General features: G+C 46.9%; 2 protein-coding genes. Both read left to right on the top strand.

The features are described 5' to 3' along the window. On the top strand, positions 1-7,731 hold the full coding sequence (locus MHB85_RS23725) for an SDR family NAD(P)-dependent oxidoreductase (protein ID WP_341073813.1): 7,731 nt from the start codon (positions 1-3) through the stop codon (positions 7,729-7,731). Then, positions 7,709-16,702 carry an SDR family NAD(P)-dependent oxidoreductase gene (locus tag MHB85_RS23720; protein WP_341073812.1) on the top strand — a complete coding sequence of 2,998 codons (8,994 nt, stop codon included), beginning with the start codon at positions 7,709-7,711 and terminating at the stop codon, positions 16,700-16,702. The genes MHB85_RS23725 and MHB85_RS23720 overlap by 23 nt, the downstream gene beginning before the upstream one ends. Positions 16,703-16,708 lie beyond the last annotated feature (6 nt).

Genomic DNA, 16,708 nt, shown 5'->3' with positions numbered 1-16,708 from the left:
ATGGGAAGTATTAAACTGGATGATCTCCTGGAATCCGGGGCAGAATCGGTCGATATCGAAAGTGTTTCGACTAAGGACATTGCCATTATTGGAATGTCCGGCAGATTCCCGGGTGCAGAGGAACTCGAGGCATATTGGAGCAATCTGGTTAACGGTGTGGACAGTATCAGCGATTTTCCCGCAGAACGACAATTTTTCACAGATTATTATATGAAGACACGGGGAGAGTCGGTCACGTATACCAAAGCAGGTTTTTTGAATCATATTGACCGATTCGATTATCGTTTCTTCAACCTGTCTCCCCGTGAAGCTTCTCTCATGGACCCCAATCAGCGGTTGTTTCTTGAAACGGCCTGGCACGCCATTGAGAATTCAGGATATGGGGGCGGTAAACTTAAAGGAAGCAACACAGGTGTGTACGTTGGGTTTCGTAACGATGAAGTATATGACTACAAAAGATTAATCACTGACTTGGAGCCGCAGGCAGATCCCAGTGCAGTTCCAGGTAATCTGGCCTCCATTCTGGCTAGCCGGATTTCTTACTTGCTGGATCTGAAGGGGCCGAGCCTGTGTCTCGATACAGCATGCTCATCTTCTCTCGTAGCCATCCATCTCGCGTCCCAGGCCATTCGAAACGGAGATTGTGATCTGGCTGTCGCTGGTGGCGTAAAGATACGTTTGTTTCCCCTGGATGAAGGGAACAAGCTTGGTGTGGAAGCGCCGGATGGCAAAGTGAAGGCGTTCGATGCAGATTCGGATGGGACGGTGTGGGGTGAAGGCGCTGCCGCTATTATCCTCAAACCTTTGAACAAAGCACTCAGGGATCGAGACCATATTTACGCAGTCATCAAAGGAAGTGCTGTGAATCAGGATGGAACTTCCGTAGGCATCACAGCGCCGAATACCGCTTCACAGACAGATTTGCTGGTGAAAGCATGGAAAAATGCGGGGATTAACCCGGAGACGCTAAATTATATTGAAACACATGGTACAGGGACAGATATGGGAGATCCCATAGAGTTTGAGGCCATTCGCAGAGCGTTCCAAAAGTTTACAAACAAGAAACAATTCTGTGCTATCGGTTCAGTGAAGACAAATGTGGGCCACTTGGATTGTGTAGCTGGTATGGCTTCGCTTTTCAAGGTCATTATGGGAATGCGTGAAGGCATGATGCCACCCACACTTCATTTTCAGCGTCAAAACTCAAAAATCAACTTTGAAGATTCTCCGGTCTATCTCAACACTCGCCCTAGAATATGGCATGCCGAAGGAGCTCCACGCAGATGTGGTGTCAGCGCGTTTGGTCTAAGTGGAACCAATAGTCACATTGTAGTTGAAGAGCCGCCACATTATCACAGGGCAGGTACCGCAACGATCCCGGATATGCAAATTTTAACGATCTCTGCCAAAAGTGCTGCCAGCTTAACAAAGCTGGTGCATGCCTATCAGGCCTTGCTCGTTTCAAATCCTGAACTTTCGCTGGCAGATCTATCATTCTCGGCTAATACCGGAAGAGGGCACTACACTCAAATCCTTGCGATCACTTACAGTGATCGCAAGGATTTGGAAAGAAAATTGAAGTTGGTATCAGCCGCAAATGGTGGTCCTGATCTCGAGATAAACGGAGTACACACAGGCACACATCGGATTATAACAGCCGGTGCAGGGGAGTCCACGCGGAGTACAGGGGAAATCACGGAGCAGGAGGTCAGACTACTTGGACAGAAGGCCCAAGCATGGCTTGCTGAACCTCATGTTCATCCGAGACAAGTGCTGTTGGAGGCCATTTGTGATTTGTATGTTCAGGGAGCCGATGTGAGTTGGGAAGATCTGTACAGAGAAAAGTCTGTGCGCAGAATTCCACTTCCTTCATACCAGTTTGAACCGAACATATGCTGGCTGGACTGGAAAGCGGACATGGATCAACGCCAGACAGATGACATGACTCGGAGTATGTATAGAACACGCTGGATCGCGGATTCTTTGGAACCATCCATACCCGATGAGGAGCAGCAGCCAATTGATGATGGGATAACCCTGATATTGCGAAAAGATAAAGACCTTGAAGGCGAAAGGCTTGAAACCACCTTGCGTAATCTGGGAAGAAAGCTGGTATCCGTGACATTTGACGGAGATGTTGCCGTTATGGAAGGACTCTCAGGTCTAGTACAACTTTCTTCAGAAGATGTTTATGATCATCTGCTTGGTGCATTGCCTTTCAATGATATAACCCGTGTTATTCATCTACTGAGTTCAACGCCCAGAATGCAGGTGCATAATCTGGCGGATCTTTCTCAGGCGGAAATAGAGGGTCCTCTGAGTCTGTTCAGACTGGTCAAATCTCTGGTGCAGAGAGCAGTGTCTGGCCCTGTAGGCATATCAATTGCTACGACAACTGCTTATCAAGTGACGGGGGACGAGGTGGAACTGTATCCTGAGCACGCTGCCTTGATCGGCTGGGCTAACGTTATAGGAAAGGAATATCCGCATATCCGTTGTCAGTGCATTGACAGAGATGAACATAGTTCACTTGAATCTATTCCGGAGTTGGTTGGTGGCATAGGCATCTCCAACGAGAATTTTGCCTATCGGAATGGGATTCGTTATGTTGAACAGCTGGATGAATGGGACACAGAGACTCAGAAAAATAGGGACTGGCAACTGGTTGAGAATGGAGTATACATCATAACGGGTGGAGCAGGGGGGATAGGTTCAGAGATTGGGAGATGGATGGCTGGTCAGGCAAAGGTACGAATTATCCTACTGGGACGGACAGAATTACCTAACAGAGAGCAATGGCCGCTGCTTCGTAAGAATGGGAAAGACCAGACGGCTGTTCAGCAGATTATTCGTGAAATAGATGCCATGGAAAGTCTCGGAGCAATGGTAACTTATTTTAGCGTAGATGTATCCGATGAAATGCGTCTTACCCATACGTTGGATGGTATCAGAAAAACGTTTGGTTCTATACGTGGAATTGTGCATTGCGCAGGAACGGGAAGTGATCTGTCTACCGATCAGAAGAGTGAAGATGACGTCAAGCGCACGTTGGCTCCCAAGATCAGGGGGACATGGCTGCTTGATCAACTTACCCGACAAGATCAGCCTGATTTTATGCTGTTATGTTCTTCTGTCGCTACAACATTCAGCACGTTGACGATGGGAGATTACGTTGCAGCCAATGCCTACCTGGATACGTTCGCCGCACAACGAACCAAGCAGGGACTTCACACACTCGCCATTAACTGGGTGACCTGGAGGGAGCGGGGAATGGCAGCACGTTCGGGTTTTACGGCGGATACTATATTTAAGGCCATTTTGCCTGAACAGGCGATCCATACTCTCGCAGACGTTGTTACTCAAAAAGTAGACCGCGTTATTATCGGGGAATTAAACATAAATGGTGGGGGCATTCCTTTACTCGAACGTTCAGGGATTCGGGTTGCTCCATATTTGCTCGAACGATTGAAGAGATTGAAGTCTACGACCAGATCTATAGCAGATATGGCTTCTACCCGATCAATTTCACAACATGGCACGGGTCAGGTGATCCTCACAGGAAAAGAAAAAGAGGATTACACCGAAGCAGAACGACGTGTCGCTGATGTTTGCAGACAGGTATTGGGTTTCGAGGAAATTAACATCCATGAAAATTTCTTTGAACTGGGAGCCGATTCCCTCTTGTTAAAAACGATGCATGCCAGATTGGAACTGCTTGATCCAGGTTCACTTATGATTACGGATTTGTTTGAACACGCAACAGTTTATAAGCTGGCCCGTTTTCTGGTAGATAAACGCCAGGGAAGCGACAACATGACACATCATGCAACGATCAAAGGAACGGAACAGGACATAGCCATTATTGGCATTTCCGTCAAACTGCCTAACGCCAACACCACAGATGAGTTCTGGGACAATATTCGCAACGGGTTGGATTGCAGGACCACATTGTCTGCAGAACGAAAGGATGCCATTGATCGCTATATTCGATATAAACAGTTTCCTGAGGGCAGCGTGGCTCTTGTGGAAGGGTCGTATATTGATGAGATTGATAAGTTTGATAGTACCTTTTTCCGTTTGTCTCCCAAGGAAGCAAGCCTGATGGACCCACATCAGCGTCTCTTCCTGCAGGCATGCTGGGAAGCAGTTGAAGATGCCGGTTGTGTAGAAGACATTAGTGGAAGTCATACCGGGGTGTTTGTTGGATACTCGCCGAATATTCGCGATATGTATTCACGACTCATTTATGAAACCAATCCGACTCTTCTATCCAGCGCTATGGTGGGCAACACAGCAGCAGTTACCTCTGGAAGAGTATCTTATATGCTGGACTTGAAAGGGCCATCGATGGTCGTAGATACAGCCTGTTCATCATCCCTCGTTGCTGTAGATGCCGCTTGTCAATCGATTCGTAGCGGCAAATGTGAAATGGCCATAGCAGGTGGGATTAAAATCCATACCATGCCGATTCATCACACGAATACACGCATGGGAATAGGCATGGAATCCATGGATGGAATCACGCGTGCATTTGATGAGGAATCGGAAGGGACGGGATTTGGCGAAGGCATTGGTGTAATCATGCTAAAACCACTCGAAAAAGCTAAACAGGATGGCGACCAAATCTATGCAGTCATTAAGGGATCAGCATCCAATCAGGATGGCAGTTCTGCCGGGATGACAGCACCAAATCCGGCGGCTCAGGAAGACGTGATTCGCAAAGCATGGGATGATGCCGGCATTGATCCTGCGACTATTGGTTATGTGGAAGCCCACGGGACGGGTACACCTTTAGGGGACCCGATTGAAGTAAACAGTTTGACAAATGCATTCCGTATGTTCACCGACAAACGAAATTTCTGTGCGATTGGATCTGTCAAAGCCAATATGGGTCATCTGCTTGAAGCAGCGGGAATCGTCGGGTTGATCAAAACTGCGTTGGCACTTAAAAACAAGGAATTGCCTGCAACGATTCACTTTAATCGACCCAATGAAAATATCCCGTTTTACGATTCTGCCATATACGTCAACACCGTTACTCGTAAGTGGGAGGTTGAAGGCCATCCGCGGCGAGCTGGCGTCAGTGCGTTTGGGATGAGCGGAACCAATGCCCATATTGTGCTGGAAGAGCCACCGACAGACTATATCCATAAAGAACTGTCTGACCATGTTCCTCACGTTGGGCCACAGTTTTTCATGCTTTCGGCCAAATCACGTGAGAGCTTGCAGCAACTTGTTACAAGGTACGTTGCATATGGTCCGCAATTATTACAAATGGATCTGCAGGATATCTGTTACACGGTCCAAGCTGGGCGCAGTCATTATCCGCATCGATTAATTTTTGCAGTGAATACGACAATGGAGCTTGTTTCCCGTTTGAATGAATTGAACCGGCTCTACTTTTGGGAGTCTGAACTGGGCGAAGCAGGCAAGGTTTTCTATCGTTATGGAGAACACCGATTGGTATCAGGTACGGATGGGATTAGACGTCCGGATGATCTTACTCTGGTTCAGAAGGAAAATTTGAACGCCGAAATTCAAGAAGTCGCATTAGCGTGGAAGAACGGCCTCTACAGGGACGAATCCATGCAGGTCAAAATTAGTGAGTTGTATTCGGCGGGCGCAGATTTGCCGCCATTATTATGGAATGACGGACAGGCACCTCGTAAAGTGCGGCTCCCGGTGTATGCTTTCGAGCGTAAGACACACTGGCTGGACATACCCGACGTCGCCCCGGTAAAAGTGGAACGTATGGAACAACCATTTCATGTTATTCGTTGGGTTAACACGCCATCCATCGATGGGACATCATGGATGTCCTCCGAATCTGGAGATGTATTATTGTTCACAGGAAAAACTGCTCTTTCGGCATCGATCTATGAGAGATTACTAGCTGCGGGTCGGAAGGTTGTAAGAGTAGAGATTGGACTTCAAAAGGATTCTACTCCAGGCGATGGATGGTATGGCATTGATTCAAATAAACAGGCGTATGAGGACTTGTTAACCGATCTTCAATCTGAGTATCAATTCACACATATTATCCATATGTCAACGACTGAACAAACAGTATTTCCTGAGAGTATCGAACAATTAGAGGTGACCCAGCAGCGTGGGGCTCGCAGCCTGATGTATCTTACACAGGCGCTGGCACATGTGGGTTATGAACGCGGACTGAGCCTTACGCTGGTATCTGATTATGTGAACGAAGTGACAGGCAATGAACGTGTCCTTCAGCCACAACAAGCTCCTTTTATGGGAATGGGACGAGTTGTAGGTCAGGAATTGATGGGCATATCCTGCAAGTTTCTGGACGTGGATGATGTTGTCTCTGCTGAAGATGTGTTACAAGAGATTGGCCGAAAGTCTGATTTATATCTTGTTGCTTATCGGGAAGGTACTCGTTATGAGGAGCAGTTCGAGACTTTGGACGATACGATGGTGATCGGCCATTCGCCAGCAATTCAAAATGACGGTGTATACGTGATTACTGGCGGCACGAAAGGCATTGGTTTGGAAGTCGCCCAGTACTTGGCTGACAAGGGAGCAGGACATGTTGCTTTGCTTGCCCGTTCACCTTTTCCGCCGCGTGACCAGTGGACTGAATGGCTTGATCAGAACAGAGACAGGGAAGTGTGCGAGACGATAAATCGGGTGATGGATCTGGAGAAGAAAGGAACGTCATGTTCATTTTATCAAGTGGATATCGGGCATCTGGATAGGCTACGTGAGGTATTTGATGAACTTCGACATACTTGCGGTCCCATTCGTGGCGTAGTCCACAGTGCTGGTGTACCTGGTGAAGGCATGCTGATGCGCAAGACGGAGGAACAGTTCTCAGCGGTGACAGGTCCCAAAGTCCAAGGAACATGGGCGCTTGATCAGGTCACGCTTGAGGATAATCTTGACTTCTTCCTGCTCTTCTCCACGATCTCTTCGGTGTTTGCTGCTCCGGGCCAAGGGGACTATGCTGCTGCCAATGCATACCTGGATGCATTTGCTGCATATCGAAGCAAGCTTGGGAAACGAACCCTAACTATGAATTGGAACACATGGCGAGATACGGGGATGGGCGTTCGTTACGGTATCAATGTGGATGGCGTATTCTCCGCAATTCCTACGGAGCAGGGCATTGCATGGCTGGATCGTGCGATGGGAATGACCTTGAATCGGGTAATCGTCGGCGAGATCAATCGTGAAAGCAAATTGCTTGGCATGATGTCAAGTGTTGCTGTGAGATTATCTGATGACCTGAGATCCCTCGCTACTGATGAGAAGACTGTTTTTACTGAAACTCAGAACCAGACCGGTTATGCAGAAGTTACTCTGGATGGCAGGACAGGAGAAGGAGCATATAGCGATGCTGAGGATCTGATTGCCAAAATCTTCGGTTCGGTACTAGGGTTCAGTGAAATCAATATTTATGACAGTTTCTTCGAATTAGGGGGAGATTCGATCATGTTGGGCCAGATGCATGAGTTATTGGATCGGCATTTCCCCAATAAGATCAAACTGGTAGATCTGTTCGAATATACAACTGTAGACAAACTCAGCAATTACATTGCAGGCAATGAGCAACATATCCTGCAAGCTGCACCGATAACATCCGCATCAGAAGAGCAGGACGGAGATTGGAATGACTCATTAAGCCATATGCTGGACAAGTTGCAGGACGGGGAAGTATCTGTCGAAGACATTCTTCATCGTTTGGATGAAATACGGCCAGGGGAGTGAGCTTGTGGAGAAAGTCTACAAACATGTTGTTGAAAACATAGCCTCCGGCAAAATTGACAAAGTGACGGGGATTCAGGTCATCAATCTGCTGAAGCAGGAAGAAGCAAATCATCAAGAGGATATAGCAGTCATAGGCATGAGCCTTAAATTTCCCCATGCGAATCATCCGGAGGAATACTGGCACATTGTTGAGCAGGGGATTGATTGCATAGGTGATTATCCATCTGATCGAAAATCTGTAACGGATGAGTACCTCAGACTAAGCGGATATTCAGACGAATTCCTTCAATATCTGGATGGTGCTTTTCTGGATGAAGTGGATCAATTCGACTATAAGTTCTTCCGTCTCTCTCCAAAAGAGGCCAGTCTGATGGACCCTTGTCATCGTTTATTTTTGCAAACGGCATGGCATGCCATCGAAGATGCCGGTTACGGCGGGCAAAGGCTTGCAGGAAGCAATACCGGCGTCTTTACCGGATTTGCCAATAGCAACAACTATAAGGAAATGATCAAGGATACTAATCCGGAAGAGTTGTCTATTGCGATGACTGGAAATATCGCGTCAATGCTTCCTACCCGCATCTCGTATCTGCTTAATCTAAAAGGACCGACCATGGTAGTGGATACTGCTTGTTCGTCCTCGCTAGTATCCGTTTATCTGGCTTGTAAATCGCTGATGAACGGGGATTGCAACATGGCGATTGCCGGAGGCGTTAAGCTGGATATTTTGCCAGTGGATAATGATTTTCTGAAGATTGGGATTGAATCCACCGACTACCGGACAAGAGCTTTTGATAAAGAAGCAGATGGATCCGGTATGGGTGAAGGTGTGGCTGCAGTAATTTTGAAGCCGCTTCGTCAGGCTCAGAAGGATGGAGACCACATCTATGGTGTAATCAAAGGCATCGCCTTGAATCAGGATGGAACGTCCATGGGCATCACGGCCCCCAATCCGGTTGCTCAATCCGAAGTAATCGAGGAAGCGTGGAAGCGAGCAGGTATCCACCCGGAATCCCTGGCCTATATTGAAACTCATGGAACAGGAACGAATCTGGGTGACCCTATCGAAATTCAGGGGCTGGAACGTGCTTTTCGAAAATATACGAATAAAAAGCAATTTTGTGCAATCGGTTCGGTCAAAACCAATGTCGGGCATCTGTATGAAACAGCAGGTATGGCCAGTCTGATCAAGGGACTTTTATCATTGTATCATCGGAAACTCCCGCCTTCCCTTCATTTTAATTATCCAAACCTGAATATTGATTTTGGGAATTCACCCGTCTATGTCAATACAAGGTTAAGAGAGTGGGAGCGAGGTGCTGATCCGCGTAGATGCGGGATAAGCACATTTGGTTTGAGCGGAACGAATTGTCATATAGTGCTGGAAGAAGCTCCTGTACAGGCCACGTTGAACGTTACGCATGATGGGCATACGGGTGTTCATCCATTCACGTTGTCTGCGGGATCAGTTAATGGAATTCAAATCCTGATGAAACAGTATCTGGACGGAGTATCTGCCTTCCCTGACAGGTATTCATTACTGGATGTTTGTCGAACAGCCAATGCATGTCGCGGACATTATGCTCACCGAGTGATCATTTTGGCTGAACATTTGGAGGATTTGCGCATTAAGCTAACCCAGGTTATATCTGGAGACTTTCACACGTTCACAGCACCTTGGTTTCATTATGGGGAACACCGACTGATCAGCGACAATCGGGAAGTTTCAGGGGGACATGATATTACCCAGAAAAACGTTCGTGCGTTAAGTGAAGAGGTCAGACAAGAATTGAACCAGATGAATGAGGCTACATTCGACTGGGGGCGCCTGTGTACTCTTTACGTCCAAGGGGCATCCGTGGACTGGTGGCGTCTGTATGAGGGCAAGTCTACGAAGACCGTACCTCTGGCGGGTTATCCTTTTGATCCGCAGAAGTGCTGGATTGACATGGGAAGCAGACCAGCAGAAGAGAGTGTCCACCCTGACAACGGATTGTTTTCTCTTACGTGGCATGAGCTTGAGGGAGAGTACGAGGATAACGAAGTTCATTCAAGCGAGAGAGTTGTACTCTTTACAGCCGATGACAAAGGTGGGGCTGACCTTGCATTGCTTTTGCAACAATCGGGTAAGGACGTCATTAAGGTTTGTCCGGGAGATTACTTTGAACAGAGGAACGATACTGATTTTCGAATTGGTTCGAAAGAGGTCGATTTTGATTCTTTAGTCAATGCTTTGGATTCAAAATCATGGTCACAGGTCATCTACGCACCTACCTTTGCTTCGGACACTTCTGTTCAGAATCTGGTGGAGTTGAATGAATCACAGGAACGCGGCGTTTACAGCCTGCTGTATCTGGTTCGTTCATTGACCAGACATGGTATTGATTATGATATGGATATGGTGATTTTGACCCAATGTGTCCATCATGTCACAGGCAAAGAACAGCTTCTTAGACCTGAACTCGCACCGCTAGAAGGTCTTGCCAAGGTCATACGTAAGGAGCACCTGAACATACAATGTCGAGTTATCGACGTGGAAGATATGCTATGGAGCAAGGGGAGTGCAGAGTCTGTTTTCAGAAAAACAGATCACTTCCTTACCGCCATTCGAGACGGAAAACGGTATGTTCAGTCATTCGGTAAACTCCAGCCTGTTGCAGAGTCGGACAGTAACAACGGACAATTTCCAGCTCTTCATTCAGAAGGGATATATCTTGTGTCTGGTGGAGCCGGAGGTATCGGGATTGAAGTATCCAAATATTTGGCTGGCAGGGACAAGGTACATCTGGCCTGGATTAATCGTACTGCCTTTCCACCCCGGAAAACATGGGAAGCAATTTTGGAAGCACAGCAGGATCAGTCGTTATGCCGAAAGATTCAGGGAGTGCTTGATATTGAAAATATGGGAGCTAGCGTTGAAATATACAACGCTGACATTTCCAAAAAAGAAGAGATAGTTCCAATTGTAGAAGAGCTGCGTCAACGTCATGGGAAGATTCGGGGGGTTATCCATGGCGCGGGAATCGGAAGATCCGACTTATTAATGAATCGTACGGATGACCAGTTTAAAAGCATCTTCAATCCTAAGGTGATGGGTACACGTATTTTGGATGAAGTTACCCATTCGGATGATCTGGATTTCTTTATTCTGTTTTCTTCGGTAGCAACGATGTTTAGCGGAGCCGTTCAAGGAGATTATACCGCAGCCAATGCTTATCTGGATGCCTACGGGGAATATCGGAACAAGCTCGGCAGAAGGACACATGTGGTGAACTGGACGACCTGGAAAGAAACCGGTATGGCCCTCGAAGGTGGTTTCACAATCGATACCATTTTTAAGACGCTGCCAACCGGTAAGGCTCTTGAAGGATTCGAGCAGGTGTTATCCCATAATGTACCGAGAGCACTTGTAGGTTATCTCAATTATGAGAACGGTGGAGTCTTCCTGCTCGAAAAATCAGGGGTAATGCTTTCTCCTGTGCTGACTGCGCAAATTGAACTATTCAAGGAGAAAAAGAAGCAGGAAAAAGCGAGCAAAGCAAAGAGTGTAGCAACAAATCCAGCAGGAGAAGTAAGTCTGACAGGAAGTCTCAACGAAGAGTTTAGTGATACGGAAAAACGTGTGGCCGAATGTTGCAGAAAAATATTAGGTTTTGATCAAATTGATATTCACGACAACTTCTTTGAATTAGGTGCGGACTCTATTCTGCTGATGAAAATTCAGAGTGAGATTGAGCGGATTTTTCCAGGAACCATTAATGTTACGGACATGTTCGAATACTCGAATGTTCATCATCTCGCAAAATTTATCGGTGGAAAAAACAAGAAGGAGGAACAGAGTCCTTCTCCAGCGATGCATCTCAAGAAGCGTACTGCGGCGGAACGAGATGGAGATATTGCGATTATCGGCATGGCTGTAAATGTGCCACTTGCTTCCACACCTGAGGAGCTGTGGGCGCATCTCGTCAACGGCACGGATCTGGTTCGGTCGTTTCCGGAATCGAGAAAAGTGGATATTGACAAGCATTTTGCGTTCACAGGTCATGACCAGGCACAGATGAAATACAACGAGAACGCGTATCTGGAAGACATAGACAAGTTTGATGCAGGTTTCTTTCGGTTATCGCCCAAGGAAGCAAGTCTTATGGATCCCAATCAGCGATTATTTCTTGAAGCTGCATGGACTGCAATTGAGGATGCAGGGTATGGCGGCACCAGATTGAGTGGCAGTAAAACGGGCGTATATCTTGGATATGCGGCAACCTTGCGAGATCTGTATGCACGTCTCTTATATGAAGTTGATCCTGGGAGCGGTTCAAGCTCCATGGTGGGTAATCTGACAGCCATGATGTCTGCGCGGATCTCATATTTATTGGATCTAAAGGGCCCAAGCATGGTTATTGATACGGCCTGTTCATCTTCATTGGTGTCTGTAGACATGGCTTGCAAAGCTATTCGTAGTGGGCAATGTGATTATGCACTGGCTGGCGGAATCAAGATTAACCTGTGCCCGGTGGATGATGAAAATATGAAACTTGGCATCGAGTCTACAGATCATCGCTCCAAAGCTTTTGATGATGAAGCAGATGGAGCAGGTATTGGAGAAGGGGTTGCAGTGGTACTGCTGAAATCACTTCAGCAGGCACTGGATGACCATGATTCGATCCATGCTGTAATTAAAGGCGGGGCTGTGAATCAGGATGGCAGTTCAATAGGCATCACGGCACCTAATCCGGCATCTCAAACAGAGGTAATTATATCTGCTTTGGAGGATGCACGAGTTGAACCGGAGACAATCACATACATTGAAACACACGGCACGGGCACGACATTGGGAGATCCGATTGAAATTAAGGGCATATCCGATGCACTGTCGAGCTACACAGATCGCAAGCAGTTCTGTGCGGTGAGTTCCATCAAGACCAACTTGGGGCATTCTTCGGAGGCTGCTGGAGTGATTAGTTTGGTGAAGGCGGTTATGGCACTGCGTGAGAAAAAGCTTCCTCCGACGCTGTACTTTAATCGACCTAATCGAATGATTGAATTTTCCAATTCACCGGTCTTTGTGAATACCCGTCTGCGTACTTGGCATTCCGAGGAAGGACCGCGACGTTGTGGGATCAGCGCGTTTGGGATTAGTGGAACCAATTGTCACGTTATCCTGGAAGAGGCCCCAGTACAGACATTTGTCCAAGCTGAGGAACGCAGACCTTATATTTTGCCTCTTTCCGCCAAAAGTAAGGACTCTCTGTCCAGATTGATCGCAGCTTATCATGATTATCTCGATAGTTACGATGAACTGGATCTGTTAAGCCTGTGCGGAACAGCTGCTCAGGGAAGAGGACACTACAAGTTGCGTATCGCCATTGCTTTTAAAGACAAAGAAGAGCTGTTAGCCCGATTGGACAAGCTGCGTGGATGCCCGTTTAGCGAGATTAAACCGCCCGTTGCTTATGCATCTGAACATCGAATGGTTCCTGAGACGAAGGAGCCAGGTGTTGGCGAATTGACGGAACAAAAACTTCGTGAATTAAACGAGCAGTCAGACAGGGTACTGAAGCTCATTAACGAGCACGGATGGGAAGATCAGCACTTGGAGGAAATATCGATTCTTTATACACAGGGAGCCGATATTGACTGGTCCAGATTGTACGCAGAAGAGGAAACCTTCAGGCTGCATCTTCCAACGTATCCTTACGAGCGCAATCGTTGCTGGATTGATATTCCCGAACGAGTTGCGGTTCAACCATCGGTTGTGCAGAAGGAAGAACCAACGATGCATTACACCATTGGCTGGGTGGAAGCGAATAATCCTGAAAGGCTTATTCCGAATCCGCAAACCGTCTTGCTTTTGAAGGGGACAATTCCGTTATGTGACAGTCTCTCCCGGGAACTTACTGAACGTGGAGCACATGTAATTGAAGTTACTCTTGGTGCAACATATGCGAAGATCTCTCCGGTTCATTATCAGATCGATGGTTCGGAGGAGCAGTATCTGCAATTATTGAAGGCTACGAAGAACCACAGAATAGATCAGATTATTCACACCTTTACCATAAATGGTCATATAGCACCCGAGAGTCCGAAGGAACTGGAGGATGCCTTATGCCGAGGGGTGCATAGCTTGTTTTACCTCACAAAAGCCATTGCGGGTGCAGGATTGCGAAATCGAATGCGCATTGTTCTGTTATCCCAGTTCGTTCACGAAGTTAGCGGCCACGAATCACATCTTGCTCCTGAATATGCTACGATGTTTGGCTTGGGTAAAGCGATTGGACAAGAGCATCCTCAACTGGAATGCAAAGTCATGGATATAGATGATGACACCGCTATTCCTATTTTGCTTAATGCAATGAATGCAGATGATGTTTTCTACGCCACTGCTTATCGGAAGGGTCAACGATATGTGGAAGAGTTTAGGAAGACAGATCTGTTGGGAGCTGAGCTCTCTGATGTAACCATTAAGGAGCAGGGGGTCTATCTCATCACCGGCGGAATGGGCGGCATTGGCCGAGCATTTGCAGAACACTTTGCCAACAGACACAACGTTACCTTGATTCTTGCAGGCAGATCGGATTTCCCTGATCGGGAAACATGGCCAGCCATTTTGGAGGATAACAAGGATCTGGAGCAATGCAACAAAATTAAATGGATACAGTCGATTGAGAACAAAGGTTCCACAGTAGGTCTCTACAGCGTGGATACAGGTGATCTTCAACAAGTATCAAGACTCATGGTGAACATCAGAGAGAAGTATGGCAAAGTGGATGGCATTGTTCATGGTGCAGGGGTAGCTGGTGAAGGATTCCTTGCGTCCAAGGATGCGGAGACCTTTAACCGTGTGTTGCTTCCGAAAGTCCAGGGAACCTGGAATATGGATCAGGCAACAGCCCACGACTCTCTGGATTTTCTTGTTCTGTTCTCAACCACTTCAACATTATTCAGCTCTCCGGGTCAAGGAGATTATTCAGCAGCGAATAGTTATCTGGATGCTTATGCAGCGTATCGCAACCGCAGGGGTGGACGTACATTAACGATCAATTGGGTGGCCTGGAAAGAGACCGGGATGGCCAAAGATTTTGGCGTAAATGACGACATGGTGTTCAAGTCTGTTTTAACAAATTCTGCATTAAAGGCCTTTGACCAGGCTTTTCAGCGTAAAGTGCATCGGTCTATCATCGGCGAACTGAATTATGACTCGGAATATATGGCCTACGTAGGTGACATGCCAATGATGATGTCCGAGGACGTATACAACACGATTCAGGATCAAAGTGCCGGCGTGATTGCTGAAGTGGAGATGAGAAAGGCAACGCTGAACAAGGAAGTCTCGTTACACGGCCGTAATGATGGTCAATATACAGCCATGGAACAGATGTTATCCCGGATTTGGTCACTTCATTTGGGACTGACAGAAATGGATCTGTATGATGATTTTTACGAATATGGTGGAGATTCCATTATTGGACTCAAGATGGCATCGGATATATACAGGGAAACGGGGATACAGGTTAATCCTTCGGATGTGCTGCAATATCCGACGATCTGGGGACTGGGAGTTCACCTGCAATCTCTGGTCGATGTGGAGAATGCAACAGTCGGACAACAGTCTATCCCTCATGCAGAAGTCAAAGAAAAATATCCACTTTCATCAGCTCAAAAAAGGATATTCTACCTTTGCACTCAGGACCCGGACAACATCAGCTATAACCTGAACAAAGCGTTGATTATGGAGGGGAATTTTGACCCATTCACGTTGAACGGTTATATGAACACTCTGATTCAGCGCCATGAATCGTTCCGTACATCATTTCACTGGGAACAAGGAGAGCCGATTCAGAGAATTCACGAGAACGTGGATTTTTCAATCGAAACGTTGCCAGATGTCATTCGTGGAACGGAAGCAGTCGAAGATGTAGTGAAGCAGTTTGTCCGACCGTTTGATCTGGAAGCGGCACCGTTGATCCGAATGATTGTTGGTTCGTTGGATGACGGTCGCCATCTGTTGATGTTTGATGTGCACCACTTGGTTACAGATGGTATGTCGATGGACAATATGATGCACGAAATCACGTCAATGTACAGTGGTTCACCCCTGCCGGATATTCCTTATCAGTATAGAGATTACTCGGAGTGGAGCAACCAGTATCAGCAATCGGATTCGATTAAATCACAGGAAGCCTTCTGGCTGGAAACGCTGAAAGGGCCATTGCCCACACTGCAACTTCCAACAGACTTTATACGGCCTGATCGAAAAACCTATGATGGAGCCAAAATGACTTTTTATGCCGACGAAGCACTCACTGCTCGTATAGGCAAGCTTGGAGCACGTACAGGAACAACGCTATACATGTTGCTCTTATCCGCCTTAAATGTCCTGTTGCATAAATATACGAACCAGAGTGATATACTCATCGGTTCGCCTGTAACGGGTCGTCAACAGGGTAACTTTGATGCCACCATTGGCATGTTTGTGAATACAATCGTCCTGAGAAACGAACCTGTGCCTGATGACTCATTCAGGGAGTTACTTCTGGATGTGAAGCAGCGTACGTTATCGGCTTTTGCGCACCAGGACTGTCAATTCGACCGAATTGTGCAACTTGTGAATAGTACACGTGATCCGAGCAGAAATCCGCTGTTTGATGTGTATTTTGCACTGCAAAATGTAGGGATGTATACCGGAGAGATTGAGGCTTTCAAAGGCACATTAATTGATTATGACAGTGGAGTTTCACGGTTTGATCTGGCACTGGATGCGATTGAGCGGGAGGGTACGATCGAGTTTATTCTGGAATATAATACGAGCTTGTTCTTGCCTGGCACAGCTGAATATATCGCCAAAGATTTTGTGAAAATCCTTGAGATAATTTCAGAACAGCCGGATACATTGATCTATGATATTGAAGTTGATCGTGTCACGGATATCACGGATGAAGCTGTAGATGAAGAAGTGAATTTCAATTTCTAGCAAGAT

The sequence above is a fragment of the Paenibacillus sp. FSL K6-4396 genome (assembly GCF_038002525.1).
GTDB classification, from domain to species: Bacteria; Bacillota; Bacilli; order Paenibacillales; family Paenibacillaceae; genus Paenibacillus; species Paenibacillus amylolyticus_B.
This window is presented reverse-complemented; position numbering and strand designations above follow the sequence as displayed.